At 51.1% G+C, this 15,740-nt stretch carries 15 protein-coding genes and 1 pseudogene; 9 read left to right on the top strand and 7 right to left on the bottom strand.

From position 1 onward, the window contains the following. Positions 1–5: 5 nt before the first annotated feature. Genes OXH16_14840 through OXH16_14825 form a run of 4 tightly spaced genes read right to left on the bottom strand, consistent with a single transcriptional unit; the run spans position 6 to position 4,420 of the window. A complete protein-coding gene (locus tag OXH16_14840) occupies positions 6–1,124 on the bottom strand; it encodes a P1 family peptidase (protein MCY3682675.1) in 1,119 nt (372 codons plus the stop codon). A 15-nt stretch (positions 1,125–1,139) separates the two neighbouring features. After that, on the bottom strand, positions 1,140–2,255 hold the full coding sequence (locus tag OXH16_14835; protein ID MCY3682674.1) for a glycosyltransferase: 1,116 nt from the start codon (positions 2,253–2,255) through the stop codon (positions 1,140–1,142). Positions 2,256–2,262: 7 nt separating this feature from the next. After that, positions 2,263–3,321 (bottom strand): SPASM domain-containing protein, encoded by a 1,059-nt coding sequence (locus tag OXH16_14830; protein MCY3682673.1) that lies wholly within the window; start codon positions 3,319–3,321, stop codon positions 2,263–2,265. 1 nt (position 3,322) lies between these two features. After that, entirely contained in the window at positions 3,323–4,420 is a 1,098-nt protein-coding gene (locus tag OXH16_14825; protein ID MCY3682672.1) for a glycosyltransferase, read from the bottom strand. A 209-nt stretch (positions 4,421–4,629) separates the two neighbouring features. Here OXH16_14825 and OXH16_14820 point away from each other — a divergent pair, with 209 nt between their 5' ends. Further along, the gene (locus OXH16_14820; protein ID MCY3682671.1) at positions 4,630–5,922 is read left to right on the top strand and encodes an NCS2 family permease; all 1,293 of its coding nucleotides are present in this window, start codon (positions 4,630–4,632) and stop codon (positions 5,920–5,922) included. On the opposite strand, the gene OXH16_14815 is transcribed toward OXH16_14820, so the two are convergent. Further along, complete coding sequence (locus tag OXH16_14815) at positions 5,919–6,386, bottom strand: nucleoside deaminase (GenBank protein ID MCY3682670.1); 468 nt, start codon at positions 6,384–6,386, stop codon at positions 5,919–5,921. The two genes, OXH16_14820 and OXH16_14815, sit on opposite strands and share 4 nt — an antisense overlap. A gap of 337 nt (positions 6,387–6,723) precedes the next feature. Between OXH16_14815 and OXH16_14810 the strand changes: the two genes are divergently transcribed. The 4 genes and pseudogenes from OXH16_14810 to OXH16_14795 all read left to right on the top strand — a co-directional run bounded on the left by OXH16_14810 (position 6,724) and on the right by OXH16_14795 (position 10,142). Beyond that, on the top strand, positions 6,724–8,199 hold the full coding sequence (locus OXH16_14810) for an SAM-dependent DNA methyltransferase (protein MCY3682669.1): 1,476 nt from the start codon (positions 6,724–6,726) through the stop codon (positions 8,197–8,199). Positions 8,200–8,213: 14 nt separating this feature from the next. Further along, the gene (locus OXH16_14805; protein ID MCY3682668.1) at positions 8,214–8,426 is read left to right on the top strand and encodes a hypothetical protein; all 213 of its coding nucleotides are present in this window, start codon (positions 8,214–8,216) and stop codon (positions 8,424–8,426) included. A 15-nt stretch (positions 8,427–8,441) separates the two neighbouring features. Then, positions 8,442–8,786 (top strand): annotated as a pseudogene (locus OXH16_14800) (redoxin domain-containing protein). A 66-nt stretch (positions 8,787–8,852) separates the two neighbouring features. Next, entirely contained in the window at positions 8,853–10,142 is a 1,290-nt protein-coding gene (locus tag OXH16_14795; GenBank protein MCY3682667.1) for an MFS transporter, read from the top strand. Positions 10,143–10,202: 60 nt separating this feature from the next. Here the strand turns inward: OXH16_14795 and OXH16_14790 are convergent, their stop codons facing one another. Together OXH16_14790 and OXH16_14785 are read right to left on the bottom strand one after the other, a co-directional pair. Beyond that, entirely contained in the window at positions 10,203–10,499 is a 297-nt protein-coding gene (locus OXH16_14790; protein MCY3682666.1) for a hypothetical protein, read from the bottom strand. Further along, positions 10,489–10,785: a BrnT family toxin gene (locus tag OXH16_14785; GenBank protein ID MCY3682665.1), complete on the bottom strand. Its 297-nt coding sequence runs from the start codon at positions 10,783–10,785 to the stop codon at positions 10,489–10,491. Before OXH16_14785 ends, OXH16_14790 begins: the two co-directional genes overlap by 11 nt. An 84-nt stretch (positions 10,786–10,869) precedes the next feature. Here OXH16_14785 and OXH16_14780 point away from each other — a divergent pair, with 84 nt between their 5' ends. The 4 genes from OXH16_14780 to OXH16_14765 all read left to right on the top strand — a co-directional run. Further along, complete coding sequence (locus tag OXH16_14780) at positions 10,870–13,506, top strand: heparinase II/III family protein (protein ID MCY3682664.1); 2,637 nt, start codon at positions 10,870–10,872, stop codon at positions 13,504–13,506. A gap of 14 nt (positions 13,507–13,520) precedes the next feature. Beyond that, the gene (locus OXH16_14775; protein MCY3682663.1) at positions 13,521–14,534 is read left to right on the top strand and encodes a Gfo/Idh/MocA family oxidoreductase; all 1,014 of its coding nucleotides are present in this window, start codon (positions 13,521–13,523) and stop codon (positions 14,532–14,534) included. Between the two features lie 20 nt (positions 14,535–14,554). Then, complete coding sequence (locus OXH16_14770; protein MCY3682662.1) at positions 14,555–15,430, top strand: phytanoyl-CoA dioxygenase family protein; 876 nt, start codon at positions 14,555–14,557, stop codon at positions 15,428–15,430. Beyond that, positions 15,427–15,740, top strand: a 314-nt coding sequence (locus OXH16_14765; GenBank protein ID MCY3682661.1) for a hypothetical protein, incomplete at its 3' end; no start/stop codon positions are given. The genes OXH16_14770 and OXH16_14765, both read left to right, overlap by 4 nt.

The following is a 15,740-nucleotide window of genomic DNA, read 5'->3' as shown; positions in this document are numbered from 1 at the left end:
TGTGTTTATCTTCGACCGTATTTTTTCAGCACCTCGACCAATTTGTCATGCGGTAGCGCGGGCATTGTGCGATTGTCTCGGCCCGTCATGGGTTCTGCTACGCACATGGAATTGACAATGGCTTCTTCAGTTGCTTCGATGGTGGCCTGGAAGATGGCGTTCAGCCGGCCATCGCGCAGTGTGGTAATTGTATCGCGGTCAGCGCGGGTGCGAGGTAGGCGATAGGCGGTTGAAAAGGCAATGGCAAAATCCCCGCTGCTGGTGCGAGAAACCGTGCCCGTGCGACCAATGCCTATGGCGGCGCGTTTGCACAGGCGGCGCAGTTGATGTGGTACGAGGGGTGCGTCGGTGGCTATGACCACGATGATCGAGCCATCGCGCGTTGGAGAAGCCTGAACGGGTATTTCACGTCCCACGGGAACGCCGGCAATGAGGAGTTCTGGCCTGCGTCCACAGTTGGCGTTGACGAGTACGCCTATGGTATGTCCATCTGGAACAACGCGCGAGGCCGTGCCGATGCCAGCTTTGAATCCATACGAGCGCATGCCCGTGCCCGCACCAACCGAGCCTTCGGGCACGGCATCGCCTGTGGCGATTTCAATAGCTTCGACAACATGATCGACTGTGACATGGCGCCCTGCAATGTCATTGAGACCGCCGTCGTAACATTCGGCGACTACAGGTAGGGAGACCCGTCCGGTGCCCTGCTTGAGCATGTATTCGACCACCCCACTATAGCCTTCTCCCACAGAGAGCGTATTCGTAAGTACAACGGGCACTTCGAGTTGTCCGCGTTCATTAATCCAGGCCATCCCCGTCATTTCACCATTGCCATTGAGAGCTTCGGCAGCGGCGAATATATTATTTCGATAGATATCTTCGCCGTGCGGAACGATAGCTGTGACACCCGTTCGCACGGGTCCTTTGCCCACGACGAGTTCGCCACTGCCTTCGATTAAAGTGACGTGACCGACGAGAACGCCTTCGACATCGGTAATGGCGTTGTATGTGCCTGTGGGCAATGTGCCAATCTGAATGCCGAGATCCCGGGCGCGTGGCCGCTGGGCATAGGATGGCATTGCGAGCAGCAGGCTGAGAAAGCAGAATAGGGTTTTGGTAGTCATGAGATACCTCATACTTCAATGATCTCGACCTTTCCACGTAAATCCGCGCAGGGTTCCCGCGAGGCCGATGAGAATGGTGTAGGGGATTTGTAAGATCTCCCAAAGGGGAAACATGATGAGTAGATCCGCACGCTTGAAGGTATAAACACCTTTTCCCACTACGAGCAGATCCACCAGTATTTTTGCACCCCAGCAGGTCAGGGGCAGGGTGTATGTACTATCTATTATTGAGATGAGAAAAGCAGTGGGAATGAGCGCGTTGGTCAAAAATACCACTGCAATATAGGAAAAAAAAATGGGGTTGAGACGCAGTTGATACGCGGCGTTAGATGCCCATCGCTTGCGTTGCTGCCAGAACGATGGTGGCGTTTCGGGGCGATGGGTGGTTGCAAATGCGCCGGGATCAGCGGCAAACGCGATGCGTCCATCCCATGCTCGGCGCAGCAATTGGAGCAATAGCACATCGTCGCCAGATGGGCGGTGTGCGATGTCGTGGAAACCGCCGACTTTTTCAAAAAGACCTTTGCGATAGGCAAAATTTTGTCCCGAAGCAGCCAGGGGGATGCCTGTCCCCGCGGCACCGGCAGCTGCGGCCATGAGGGTGAGAAAATCATAAGCCTGCAATCGGCCGAAAAACGAGCGCGATGTAAGTTGCGAAAAACCAATGACAATGCCAATATCAGCCGCCATATAAGACGCCATGCTGGCGATCCAGGTGGGTGGCACTGTGCAGTCGGCATCGGTCGTGAGAATCCATTCACCCCTCGCATGGTGAATGCCAACGGACATCGGTCGTTTTTTTGCCGTCATTTCTGGAAAGCTGTTATCGACAGACAAAAGGTGGAGGTTGTCCAGGCGCATAGAGGCGACGACTTGGGATGTATTATCTATCGAGTCGTCGTCAACGACGAGGATTTCAAATCTGTCGGATGGATAGATCTGTTGTTTCAGGGATTCGAGGCACAGACCGATATAGTCCGCTTCATTGCGCGCGGCAATAACGATGGATATAAATGGCGTTTCATCAGTGCGCGGCTGATTGTTCAGGCGGAATAATCCGAAAAAAAAACACAGTGCGACGAGGGTGTAGAGGACTGTAGAGAGCAGCAATAAGTGGAGGATAATATCCATTGTTTAATCAGTGCTCGACTTTTTCTATGTCGTAAAACATGCCTTTTACGCCTTCTGAGCAGTTGTTACATATCGGCACAGATTTGCGGTCTTTGAGGATGGCGTTTCGGAAGTCCGTGTATTTTTGACCGGTCCAGATCTGGTCGAAGTCCGATTCACTGAGGGCATCGCCGAGACCGTAGTGAACATCTTTGTCAAAGCAACAGGGCGATACAGCGCCGTCCCAATTGATGACAGTACTGTACCAGAGATGCCGACAGGTGTTGCTGATTTTGCTTTTGGTCGAAAGATGGTCTGCATTGTAATCGTAGCGGCTGAATTTCTCTTCAGAGGGCAAGAAGGTCTCTGCATCGGATTCGGTATAAACCTGGGCTGTTTTGAGTGAGAGGCGATCTACACCTAACTCCCGAGCGAATTTGCGCGCAGCCTCAATTTCGTGTTCGTTGTGTTTCATGATGATAAATTGCAGGTGGATCAGGGGGTGGCTGCTTTGTAGATCGCGTTTTGCCTGAACGAGCAGACGAATGCCGTCGAGCACGCGGTCAAAATTGCCGCCTACGCGGTATTTGACATAGCTTTCGGGTGTGACGCCATCCAGAGAGACCACGAGCTCGGACAGGCCGGAATCGACGATGTCCCGGGCGGTTTCCCGGTTTTTGATGTAGTGGACATTGGTGCTGGTCAGTGTGGGGACATTGTGCGCGGAGGCCAATCGGATCATGTCGGTGAGGTGTTTGTTGATAAAGGGTTCGCCCTGATTCCACAACATAAGGAGCAGAAGGTGATCGGCCTGTTGTTCGAAGACATGCTTGAAGTGTTCAAACGGCATAATGCCGCGCTCGCGGGTCATGTCGCCATTGCCAGAGGGACAGAGGGGGCATTTGAGGTTGCAGAAATTGGTGGGTTCGACCATGAGCACAAAGGGTTTACCCATGCGAATATCCCGCCGAAACAGATTGGAGAGGGCGTAGGACGCGATCACTTTTGAGGCATTCCATATTCGCCGGGGCGTGATTGCGCGATGGTATCGCATGAAGGTTTCGGGCAGCAATTTGATTGATAACATACTATTTCCATTTGAACGGTGAAAATGTGCCGAGCGCGCAGATGATGACAATATAGGGTATGATCAGGATTTCGAGAACTGGAAACCACAGGAGCAATTTCGGGCTTTTGAACCGGATGCTGCCCAAGAGCAAAAAAATGGCATCGGCGATTATTTTGATCCCCAGGCAAGAGCCGACCACATAAAATAATTCGACGTTGACCCAGAATAAAATGGGCAATGTCGCCAGAATGACATGGAATATATATACCGCAAGAGCCAGAATCAAGGTGGGAATGCCGTAGTGAATGGTTTTGGATTGATAGCGCACCTGTCGATTGATGAGATTGTCCGGGTGAGATGCCGAGGGGACAAATGCATCGGCGTCTGTGTTGAACCGAATTTTCCACATGCTTTTTTGTGCAATTTGGCGCATGAGCAATACATCGTCACCACCTATGATGTGTCCGACGTTGTTAAAACCGTTGACCTCATCAAAGGCCTTTCTGCGATAGGCCATGTTGCGCCCCGAACAGGTGAGCGGAAATCCAATGCCCGCGCTGCCCGCCGCGAGCGTTGAGACGATGAGTGCTTGGAGAGATAGCAAGCCCGATAGGACTTTTTCGTTTTGCAGCAGGGGAGCATGGCCGATGACCATGCCGACATCAGGCGCAAAGTGCGCGAGATTTGAGGTTATCCAATTGGGACCGGGCCGACAATCGGCGTCTGTTGTAAAAATAATATCTCCACGCGCGTGTTTGATGCCCTGCCACAGGGCGTTTTTTTTGGGACAGATATAGTTCTGATGTGTGACAGATACACGGCTCAGATTGGGTAAACAGCGCGTCCATTTGTCGATTCGAGCGGCGGTATCATCGGTGGAGCGGTCATCGACTACGATAATTTCCAGATGGTTGGCAGGATAGGTCTGTGCGGCCAAAGCGCGCAAACACGCATCGATGTTGGCGGCTTCATTGCGAGCGGGCACAACAACGGAAACGGATAGACACCGTCCATTTACTCGCCGCGATCTGCGAGAAAGGCCAAATAAAAAAATGGCGATCAGCGAGATGTACGCAGCGCAAAGGCTTGTGGTAAGATAGATTGCAAGGTCATTCATGAGGTGAATAATCAGTCGTTAGTGGTCAGTCTGTCCTGCTCATCCGTTTCTCGCTTAAAGTATCGCTTTTAAGGGGATGTGCAAAGTGCAAAATATCTGTCCTTTGCAATAATGAACGTGGTACTGTCTTGACAGAAGATGGATCATTCGATAGGATGGAGTACATATATAGCTGAAGAATCCACAATGCAGAGAGGAGCAACGGAATAATGAGCTATTTTCAGTTGGAAGATCGAAACTCGAACGTGCGGCAGGAAGTGCTGGCGGGTTGCACCACATTTTTGACCCTATCGTATATCATCTTCGTGAATCCGCTGGTGCTGGGAGGCGCGGGAATGGACACTGGCGCAGTGCTGGTAGCCACCTGTCTCGCTGCAGCCTTTGGCTCTGCGGTCATGGGCCTTTACGCCAACTATCCCATTGCACTGGTCCCGGGAATGGGTCTGAACGCCTATTTCGCTGCGGTTGCAGTAGGTACGCTGGGCCTGTCCTGGGAGGTCGCGCTCGGAGCGGTGTTCTGTTCTGGATGCCTGATGCTCATCCTGTCCGTGCTTCCCGTGCGAGAGTGGGTCGTCAACAGCATTCCTCGCTCACAGAAGATGGCCATCGCAGCGGGTATCGGATACTTCCTTGTCATTATTGGATTGCGCAACGCAGGGATTGTGGTAGCCAGCGAAGCCACGCTGGTCACGCTGGGCGATCTGGCTCAGTGGACAGTGGTGCTGGCGGGCCTCGGATTCATTGGAATCGTAGCGCTCGAGCACCGGAAGGTGCCTGGCTCTGTGCTGATCTGCATTCTGGTTGTGGCATTGGTGGGTTGGATAGGGGGGCTATCGTCAGCACCGGAATCCGTGGTAGCGCTACCACCTTCGCTGGCTCCAACAGCGTTGCAGCTGGACATTGTCGGGGCATTCGAGATAGGCTTGATCTCGATCGTATTCGCATTCCTGATGGTGGATCTATTTGACACCAGCGGCACGCTGGTTGCGGTACTCAACGAGGGAGGATTGACCGATAGCGCCGGTCGGGTTACAGGGCTGCGCCGTGCCCTTGTAGCGGATAGCTCCGCCACTATAGTTGGCGCACTCCTGGGCACGTCAACCACGACGTCAAGTATCGAGAGTGCGGCAGGGGTGCGGGCAGGTGGGCGGACTGGGCTTACGGCTCTGGTCGTGGCGGGGCTTTTCCTGGTCGCGCTTGTGTTCGCACCGGTGGCGACTGCGATTCCGGTTTACGCGACTGCCCCGGCGATCGTGTTCGTAGGGTGTGTCATGGCGCGTGCACTTCGGCACATAGAATGGGAAGATCTGACTGAGTGCGTCCCCGCCATCGTGACTGCAATCGCGATGCCTTTCACCTATTCGATTGCCACAGGGATCGGTCTTGGATTCATCTCCTATGCACTCATTAAGGTGTTGGGCGGGCGCCGCCATGAGCTGAATCTGGCAGTGGTTACGGTGGCGGTGCTATTCGCGATCCGGTTTGTGGTCGGGGCACTTTAGTATTCAATGCGATCCGCCTTTTCCTGCCACTCTTTGAAGACCGCTAATGCCTGATCGCGCAGCAATTGATGGGAGGGAATTTGCCGTTTGGCTCGCGGCAGTTGCAATTCCTGGTAAAAGAATTGGTCGTCGAAGCCGATATTTCTGGCGTCTTCAGCGGTATTGGCAAAATAAATTGTCTCAATCCTGGCCCAGTAGATGGCGGCGAGACACATGGGACAGGGTTCGCAACTGGTGTAGATTTCGCATCCCGTGAGGTGGAAAGTATCGAGCTTGAATGTCGCCTTTCTGATGGCCATGATCTCCGCATGGGCTGTGGGGTCTTTGCTGGAGAGTACCTCATTATATCCCTCTGAAATAATTCTTCCATCCTTGACAATGACCGCACCGAATGGGCCGCCTTCTCCCGCCCTCATATGAATCCGGGAGAGCTCTATGGCTCTGTCCATGAATTTCTGCTGCATCCCAATATCTCCTTTTCTCTTGATATTTTGTAAAACTAAAAGACAAAATATAGTCTAAAAAATGAAAAAGTGGCACTGGCAATTTTCCCAGTGCCGTCTTTTTTAATTGAACGGATTAAAAATAACCAATAGTATATTCCCGCGTCTCATTGACACAAATCGGTTGACAGGTGTTTGTCAGGCGGGTATAATCGGGTTGAATTTTGACAAACAAATGTGTATAAATGCGATATGTGATTTCAAAGAAGATATGGATCCAAAGTCAGTATCTGGTTGCGTTGAAGAAAGTTCGTCAGGTGATTGGCATAATTAATTGCACTGGAATGGGTTGAGAAGTATGTCTATAAGCAGTTCACACAGTGTTGAGGTCGGGCAGGTTTTTACTCCGATTAAATGGGCAGAATGGCTTATCGAGCGGTGGGGTATTTTCGATGCGTGGATTGATGGGGCGTCTGTTTGTGACCCGGCTGCGGGACAGGGCGCTTTCGCGCTCGCACTGTTCCGTCTCGCCAGATCGAGAGGTATTCGGGTATCGCCAGAGCTTCTTTCGCGCCTGACGTTGATCGAGGTCCATACGTCACATCTTCAGGCATTTCAACTTAAAGCGTATCGGAAATTCGCGATTGATTTTCCCTCATCGCAACTTCTCGCATTAGATGTGATTACAGATCCTCCAAATACCGATTACGACATTTTGTTTGGCAATCCGCCGTGGGCAAATTTTACGGATTTGTCTGATTCATATAAGGAGAGACTCAAGCCTTATTTTGAAGCAGAAGGTCTTGTTCCCGATAAGAAACAGGTTCTTCTCGGTTCCTCGCGCACCGATATAGCGGCTTTGGTTTTGAAGGTCGTACTGGGCAAATTGCTGCGTGGGAATGGGATAGGGTGTTTCTTTCTCCCACTTTCTCTTTTTTCGGGCGGTGATGCCCACAAAGGGTTCAGGGACTATGTTGCCAATGGTCGGAGATTTGAGGTAGATGAAGTCTGTGAATTTACGGCGACAGAGGTGTTTGAAGGGGTAGGTACATCTTATTGCTGCGCCAGGTTTCGCATGGATGTGCCGCACAGATTCCCCGTCAGATATTTCAGAGAGCGGGGAGGGGGGTGGATCGAACACCGTGCGGTTCCTCTAAAGGCATCTGACGATCAATGGCGCGTTCTTAAACGCGGAGACACTGCTGATCTTGGTGCCATCAAAGTCGAACTATCTTCTGATCAGAAACCGCGCCAGGGCGTAAATACGTGTGGTGCGAATGCGATTTTTATGTTCGAGGATAAACCAACGCATCTGCCTGAGGAATTTCTCTTTCCGCTTGCGACAAAGGAGATATGGAAAAATGGGGATATGGTCCCGCATAAATGGATTCTGCTTCCGTATGATAGAGATACAGGACGACCGCTTTCGTGGACCAGTATTGAGCAATATGCCGATCTCAGACAATATCTCATTGAGGTTAGAGACAAACTGGAGAGTCGGAAAGGTACTTTGATCCGGTCAGCTATTGCCAAAGGTGTCTGGTGGTCACTGCTCGGTGTCGGCCCGTATTCTTTTGCACCTTACAAGGTGATTTGGGAGGCTTATGGCAAGAGTGATTTCCATCCTGTGATCTTAAATAGCAGAGATGGGCAGATATGGCAGGCGAATCAAGCGATGCAGGCGTTTATCCCTTGTTGGGATGAGGCTGATGCCAGGCGAATTTGTTCTGCGCTTCACCATCCGGGTATTCCCACGTTGTTGAGACAACTCAACGGAGAGGGAAAATGCAACTGGGCACAGCCGGGGAAGATCGAGAAGATTCTTTCATTGTAATATAGGAGATTTTTATGAAGAAAATAATCTGGATTGCGTTGCTGGTAGTGTTTGGTACTTTTGGATGGGGGCACGCGCAATTGCCCGATGCGCCGAATAAGGTGCGTCCCTTGATGGTTGGCGATGAAGTTCCCTCGCTGACACTCGTCGATGCGAATGGACGAGATTTTGACCTGGGCACACACAAAAAACCGACGATTTTGATTTTTTATCGGGGATACTGGTGACCGCATTGCCGACGGCAGTTGGGACAACTGCAGGAACTGAAGTCACAGTTGGATAGTTTGGGTTTTGAAATTATTGCTATTGCGCCCGATCCGCCTGAAAAATTGGCTGAGGTGCGCGATCGCGTGGGTCTCGATTTTGCGTTATTATCTGATGTGGAATTTGAGGCAGCAAAGGCTTATGGCGTTGCGTTTGTGAATAACAGAAAACGCTCTTTGCCCGTACCATCGCTCTTTGTGATTGCACCCAATCGCAAGATCCAATTTCAATATATTAATCCCAATTATCGCGTGCGCATTGACGACGATGTACTCGTGACGATGGCAAGGGCAGTGGCGCGCGATTTTGAGATTGGGCGGTAAAAGAGCAGAGGCTATAGCGATAGACGACATTCTCCGCGCTATGAAGATTGGATTTGAAACTCGACCATGCGCATTAGAAGAACGGGAAAATTTGTCATCTCCTTTCGAGGGTCCCTTGCCCCCCTGGGCAATCGCGGCTTTCGCTACCTGATCTTGAGCAATATGCTCTGGTGGCAGGCCATGTGGATGGAAATGATTGTCGTGGGATGGCTCGTTTTTGAGATTACCCACTCTGCGTTTGAGGTCGCACTGATTGGCTTTTACCGATCTATTCCCCTGTTGCTCATCGGTTTTATCGCCGGGCCATTGATCAATAGCGTTGGGCGCGTTCGCATCGTGATTTTCTCGCAATGGCTCAGCGTACTGGTTCTCGCAGCCATTATCCTGCTGCTCTGGACCAACCAACTGGCAGTCTGGCATCTCGCGATTGGCGCAGTGTTATTTGGCACCTCGTGGTCTCTTAATTGGACTGCTCGTCGCGCTCTGGTACCCGATCTGGTAAGCAAGCAGCGCACGGTTGAAGCGATGATGCTCGAAAGCTTTACCCAAAATATCGCTCGCATGATTGGGCCTTTTTTAAGCGGATATATTTACGCTTTATTTGGCGTATTGGACTGTTATATCACTATTTTTTTCATCTCCCTTATCTCATTTCTGATCATGCTGGGCGTCAAAGTGCCGCGTCACCCCGCGATTCTCAAAACCTCTCCGTGGACGCTGATGCGCGAAGGCTTGCAATACATACGTACCAGCCAGCCGATTATGGGTACGCTGCTCATTACTGTGATCATGAATTTTCTGGCGTTTCCCTACCAGACCATCCTGCCCATTTTTACACACGATATTCTTCACAAGGGGCCACTTGAATACGGTGTGCTGGGCGCGTGCAATGGTATTGGGGCGTTTTTTGGCCTTTACGCGGTCAGTGTGTTGCGCTCGCGCCTCAGTCGCGGCTGGATATTTTCCGCTGGATCGCTTTTCCAGTCTCTTGCGCTGTTTGTCTTTGCCTTTAGCACGTCCTGGGTTGGTGCGCTTACCCTGTTCGGCACGCAGGTTGCTTTTCCACTCGCCATCTTTCTCCTCATACTTGCCGGCATTGGGCATGCATTTTTCAGTGTGATGCAAAGCTCAATTATGCTTATCGCTGCTCGCGATGATATGAGAGATCGCGCTATGGGTACACTTGTCCTCGCCATTGGCGCAGGACCGCTTGGTAGCCTGCAAATTGGCAAACTCACCGAAGTTTATGGCGCGCCTATTGCCCTCGGTTTGCACACCAGTGTCGCCCTGGTTGCAACCGCCGTGGTCACAGCTCTTTTGCCCGGGTTTCGTGCGCGTTTGGATGAGATAAAATAAAAGCCTCACAGAGGATTCTGTAAGGCTTGCTCAAAAAAGGGATGATTTGTACAGTAATAATTATTGCGGTTTTGGTGCTTGGTTTGCTTCTGCCAAAGCTTCGGTGATTAGTGCTTCACTGATACCGCGTTTTTTTAGGTTATTGACCAAAGCAGGTAGGATCTCCTGATCTAAGCGTTCAAGATCCACACGCAAGCCCTGACCTACGTAAGCGCGAATAAGTGGTTGGTATCCGGAGAATCCCAGCATTGGTGCAACTTGCTTTAGATCGTCGATAACATCTTCGGGAAACCGAATAGATACGGTCGTCATAGGACGGTTTTTCCGCAGACGATTTTTTAATTTGTCAATTTTCATAGTCAAATCTTTCCCTTCGAGTTGCTTTACGGGCTGAAATGATCCGAATTTCATCATCTTGTATTTCAATGTGAACAACGAATAGTAAATTCCAGCGTGTATCCAGCCCAACAACGGCATCGCGGGCCTCTTCACTACGACTCGCATCCACCACTTTTAAAAAGGGATCAAAGAAAGCTTCTGCAGCTTGCTCAAAAGTTACACCATCGTGTTTTATTGAGTTTGTACGAGCTTTATTTTCATCCCAGATAAAGGTGATATTGTGCAGTTCGTAGTAAATATCCATAAAACAATTTAGAGAATTGTATATACAATGTCAATACGCATTTCTTTTTTAATTTTTATTCAAATTTTCACAGGAGTATCGGCTATGCAAGCCATTGAACGCCCGGTTTATCAGGTGAGTTTAACCGAAAAGGAAATCGCGCGTATGAAACGGCGGGTGCGAGCGGTGATGGTGCTTTCTGAAGCGGAGATGGTGGCGTTGATTCCCGATAAAACGGGGTTTCGATTTGTGGGGTGTCCCGATTGCGATGCGGGTGCTCAAGAAGGGCAGTTGCGATGGTCCATTAAAAATCCACATCGCGTGCAGTGTCGCTATTGCGAGATGGTGTTTCCCAATGAGGCGTATTCCGATGACCAGGTGTTAAAGGTTGTCAACCCGGTAGGTGAGACGGTGACATATCCATTTTGGGAAGATGAGACGGGATTTCGGTATTACTTTCGGGCAAAGGCGTGGCGGGAAGCGCGTGTGTATTTTGCGGCGATCGCGGAAGATTTGGGAGAATTGTACCAGGCAACAGGAGATGCGACGTATGCGCGACGCGCGACATTGATTCTGGACGCATTCGCGCAGTATTACCCGGGCTTTCTGGTGAGTTATGATCGGCCACACGAACAAAAGGGATTTGTGTTTGAACCGCCCTATCCAAATAATGGGGGAAAGTGGGGGCGGTGGCGGCACGATGAAATGCCGACCAATCTGGTTATGGCCTATGATGCGATTTATACGAGTGGTGAACTGGAGCGATTGTCCGATGCGGTTGGGATAGATGTGAAAAAGCGGATTGAGGACGATTTCTTTCGTGGGGCCATTCGGCAGGATAGGTATCACGGGATTCTCTATACCAATGCGAGCCCCCATATCTATCGCGGGTATGCGGTGATGGGGCGCGTTTTGGGCGATCCCGAACTGGTACATGAAGCGGTTCGTCGCAGTATCGGACTGTTTGAGAGCCAATTTTATGCGGATGGCTTCTGGCATGAAGGCAGTTTGGGGTATCACCGGATGACAATGGCAGGTATGCAAGTGGTATTTGATGCGCTGAAAGGGTATTCCGACCCTGTGGGGTATGTGTCGGATGATGGCAGGAGATATGATAACCTGGATTTGGAGCGCGATATTGATATTGTAAAAAAGGCAAGTCGGCTTCTGGATATTTGCAGATATCCCGATGGGAGGTGGATTCCCATGCACGATGCCTGGGCATATCGGGATAGTCGGCGGGTTGATCCCAATGTCAAACCGCTTGAACAATCGCATGCGACACTGCTGCCGGGTGTTGGGCATGCGTGGCTGGGGAGGGGAAATGGCGAACATCAGGTGCAGGTGCATCTGCATTTTTCGGGAGCTTATGGACATGCCCATGCGGATAATTTGAATCTGATGATTTTTGCCAGAGGACAGGAATTGCTCTCCGATGTGGGCTATACCCATACCCAATACCGCAGCTGGACGGTCAGTACCTTGTGCCACAATACTGTGTTGATCGATGAAGAAGAACAGGAACGCTCCAACCGAAAAGGTATTATAGACGGCTCTCTGCTGGCTTTTGAAGTCGCATACCCCCGTGTGCAATGGGTAGAAGCGAGTGGAGAGGGCGTGTATCCCGGACTGGCGGAAGAATATCGGCGGTTGGTCATGCTCGTAAATGTGGGGGGAGAGGATCATTATGTGGTTGATCTGTTTCGCGTGCGGGGCGGCGATCAGCGCGATTGGGTGATGCACGGAAGCGCGGATGTGGATATGCGGACAGAGACCAATGTGCCTTTGCAGCACTATGGAGAAAACCTTTTGCCAGGTGTGAAGGTGCGGTTCCCAGAACACGAACGCGACCAGGGAGATGCAGAGGGGCGGAATGTTGCGCTTGCATTTTTTCAAAATGTACTGCATAGCGAGCGTGTGCAGGATGCGCGTGTCACCTTTCAAGGAGATGATGTTGCCGTGCGTATTCATCTTGTGGGACTGAAGGATAGCGAACTTTTTGTGGGTGATGCGCCCTCTGTACGGCGCGCAGATGAAGATGAAACACTGATTGATCGCTTTCGCATGCCCATGTTGATGGTTCGGCAAAAAGGTCGATCACCGAGTCGATTCATGGCTGTTCACGAGCCGTTTCGGGATAAGGCGTTTGTCGATTCTGTTGAGGTGGAAGATATTGGCGAGCGCGGCGCGTACCTGAAAGTGCGCCACCGGGGGGTTACAGATCATATTGTTCTGCAACCCGGGACAGAAGTTTTTCGCAGGGGTGATCTTACATTTCAAGGCGAGGTCGGTTTTGTGCGCGAACAGGATGGCGAGGCGCGAGTTATGGGTTTATGGGGTGGGGAGAAGGTGCAATGGCAAACAGCGCAATTAACGGGTGAAGGTATCTATACGGAGCAGGTTACAGATGTATTGCGAATAGAGGATGGTGCGCCTTATCATGCATTGGTCGTGAATGGCACGCCTGAAATGGAGGATATAGATGGGGCTGTTGCTGTGGTGACATTTGGCGATGGTACAACGCGTGGGTTGCGCGTTCAACGCGTGGTGGGTGAGCACGTCATTCTCGAAGACGATCCCGGTTTTCGCGTCACAAATACAGGGGCGGCGCATTGCTTTTTTCCGCTTCGCGAGATTGAGGGCACAGTACAGTTGCAGATCCGGACATCGTCGTTTGTGACCATTCGAGATGAGGGTGTGGAATACCGTGCGGTTGGTTCGGGAGATTTCGAGATGAAATAATAAAGGAGTTTTCAATGGCATTAAAAGTTGCGTTTTTGGGATGTTGGCACAGTCATACGAGTATGCACTTGCGGGAAGCTGCACAATCGCCCGATGAGGTTGCGTTCATTGGCATGTACGATCCCGATCCCGAAGTGATTGCGATCCGGCGAGAAAAGAGTGCGGAGGTGGGGCTGGATATTCCCATTTTTGATTCGGTTGACGCGGTGTTAAACAGTGAGGCCGATGCCGTTATTGTCGAAGGGCATGTCTATCAGAATTTGGATTATGCCGAACAAGCACTCACCGCAGGCAAGCATGTGTTGCTGGAAAAACCCGCAGGGGTCAATCTGGGCCAGTTTAAGCGCATCCAGAAATTGGCGTCGGACAAACAATTGGTCCTCAATTTGGCCTATATGTGGCGTTATAATCCGGCTGTTCACGAGATTATTCGATTGGCAAAGCTGGGTGTGTTGGGTGATATTTACGCTTACCGCGGGCACATCCCAAAGCCCCATAGCTGGCGCACAGAGTTGGAAGAGGAGAACGGTATTTATCACGGGGGAATTTATTTTGAGATGGCGGGTCATCTCGTCGATATTATGGTGGCTCTGATGGGACGTCCGACAGATGTACATCCCATTCTCAGAAAACATTACGGCAAGCGAACTGTCGTTGACAATGCGGTTGTGGTACACGATTTTAAACGCGGTCTCGGTACGATTGACATGGCCGCTATGCAGGTGGGTATGGCGCGGCGGATTGAGGTACACGGGACGGCAGGGACAGCGCTTCACGCGCCCATTGGCTCCAATAATCTGAGTTTGTGCTTGGAAGAGGAAGCCGAAGGGTATCAAAGCGGCTGGCAGGAATTGGAGATTGAACCTCCCGATAGTTTTCCAACGCTGTTGCGGGAGTTGAAAGCGTGTATGAATGGGGGGAAAGAACCGGATTATTCTCAAGCACATGATTTGACCGTGCAGGAAGTGTTATTGGCCGGATGCCAGGTGACAGATGGCAATGCTCTGTCTTCTGACCCACCTGAATAAAGAGCTTACAGGGAGGAAAAATGTCAGACTATTCACATATTAAAAAGCCCGATTTGGGCTATTGCTATGAGTTTGCTACAGATGAACTCGATGCAATGTCCGAATGCCTGGAGGCGCACGGGTTTGCGATTATTAAAGATGTGTTGCCGGATGAGATTGTCGAGAAGCTCAAGCAGGCAGTGTATGACGGTACCGATCCAGACGGGACTTTAGAGCACGGACAGAGTCGCACGCGACATGCGTGGATCGAATCTGGGTCAGGTGCATGGGAGCTTTTGGAATACGAGCCATTTATGGCTATTCACCGGCATTTGATTGGCACCGATGATATGACTGTCCACCGGTCTGCTGCGATTATCCGGATGTCGGGATCTCAGCCCGTGGGGTGGCATACCGATTGGTGTGGATATTCCGATAAAATTTTGAACTCGGGCGATGTGTTGAATCGCGGACTCTGGCCGTCGGGCAAGTGGTTTTATCTGACGGGATCGCGCCCGGTTCACGGCGGTCTATGCGTGATCGAAGATTCCCATGTGGAGGGCTGGAAAGGTCCCGAAGGATTTAAGATGACGGCAGATCGACGTTCGTTTTATCCCGAAGGCGAGGAAGAACACCGCTACGCGGGATTTGATATTCCGGGGTTGGTGCCTCTGTTCACAAATGGGGGAGATATGATTGTGTTTGCCCACCGAACGTACCACGGGGCATTTCCCAATCGGTTGGAGGATACGCGCCTTTCGTGCGCGATTGGGTTTAGAGATCGCAATCACAGGATCGATATTCCGTGGGAGATTCCGGAATCAGGCCAGTGGTTTTTGAAAAATATTCCGGACCATTTGAAGCGATATACAAATGGGTACACGAGTATTGATATCGGTTGGCGGGGGGTGCAATGAGCGCATTTACACTCTGGGCTGGTGGAGATGCACATGTGGGAACGGATTTGCGGCGGGGGCGAAAGAGTTTAGAAACAGCCATTTTGCAGGCAGAGCGGGATTTTGAATGGGATGTGATGCTCGATATTGGCGATCTATCCGGTGCGCAGGAACCGCCGGATGATGAAGAAGGGGAGGAGGTGGTTCGGCAATACGGTGTATCGACCAAACATCGGCGATCACATTTTTACAATATCGTGGGCAATCACGATGCGAGTGGTCCCGATGAAGAGACGCAGTGGTGGTTTCAAAAGTGGGTGGATCCGATGGG

Source organism: Gemmatimonadota bacterium, from assembly GCA_026705765.1.
In the GTDB taxonomy this organism is placed as follows: domain Bacteria; phylum Latescibacterota; class UBA2968; order UBA2968; family UBA2968; genus VXRD01.
The sequence above is the reverse complement of the archived record's forward strand: the minus strand, read 5'-3'. Positions and strand labels throughout refer to the sequence as shown.

Bases quoted from the DNA above. Each gene is read 5' to 3' on its own strand.
- OXH16_14840 (MCY3682675.1), bottom strand. From the start codon at position 1,124: ATGACTACCAAAACCCTATTCTGCTTTCTCAGCCTGCTGCTCGCAATG.
- OXH16_14835 (MCY3682674.1), bottom strand. From the start codon at position 2,255: ATGGATATTATCCTCCACTTATTGCTGCTCTCTACAGTCCTCTACACC.
- OXH16_14830 (MCY3682673.1), bottom strand. From the start codon at position 3,321: ATGTTATCAATCAAATTGCTGCCCGAAACCTTCATGCGATACCATCGC.
- OXH16_14825 (MCY3682672.1), bottom strand. From the start codon at position 4,420: ATGAATGACCTTGCAATCTATCTTACCACAAGCCTTTGCGCTGCGTAC.
- OXH16_14820 (MCY3682671.1), top strand. From the start codon at position 4,630: ATGAGCTATTTTCAGTTGGAAGATCGAAACTCGAACGTGCGGCAGGAA.
- OXH16_14815 (MCY3682670.1), bottom strand. From the start codon at position 6,386: ATGCAGCAGAAATTCATGGACAGAGCCATAGAGCTCTCCCGGATTCAT.
- OXH16_14810 (MCY3682669.1), top strand. From the start codon at position 6,724: ATGTCTATAAGCAGTTCACACAGTGTTGAGGTCGGGCAGGTTTTTACT.
- OXH16_14805 (MCY3682668.1), top strand. From the start codon at position 8,214: ATGAAGAAAATAATCTGGATTGCGTTGCTGGTAGTGTTTGGTACTTTT.
- OXH16_14795 (MCY3682667.1), top strand. From the start codon at position 8,853: ATGCGCATTAGAAGAACGGGAAAATTTGTCATCTCCTTTCGAGGGTCC.
- OXH16_14790 (MCY3682666.1), bottom strand. From the start codon at position 10,499: ATGAAAATTGACAAATTAAAAAATCGTCTGCGGAAAAACCGTCCTATG.
- OXH16_14785 (MCY3682665.1), bottom strand. From the start codon at position 10,785: ATGGATATTTACTACGAACTGCACAATATCACCTTTATCTGGGATGAA.
- OXH16_14780 (MCY3682664.1), top strand. From the start codon at position 10,870: ATGCAAGCCATTGAACGCCCGGTTTATCAGGTGAGTTTAACCGAAAAG.
- OXH16_14775 (MCY3682663.1), top strand. From the start codon at position 13,521: ATGGCATTAAAAGTTGCGTTTTTGGGATGTTGGCACAGTCATACGAGT.
- OXH16_14770 (MCY3682662.1), top strand. From the start codon at position 14,555: ATGTCAGACTATTCACATATTAAAAAGCCCGATTTGGGCTATTGCTAT.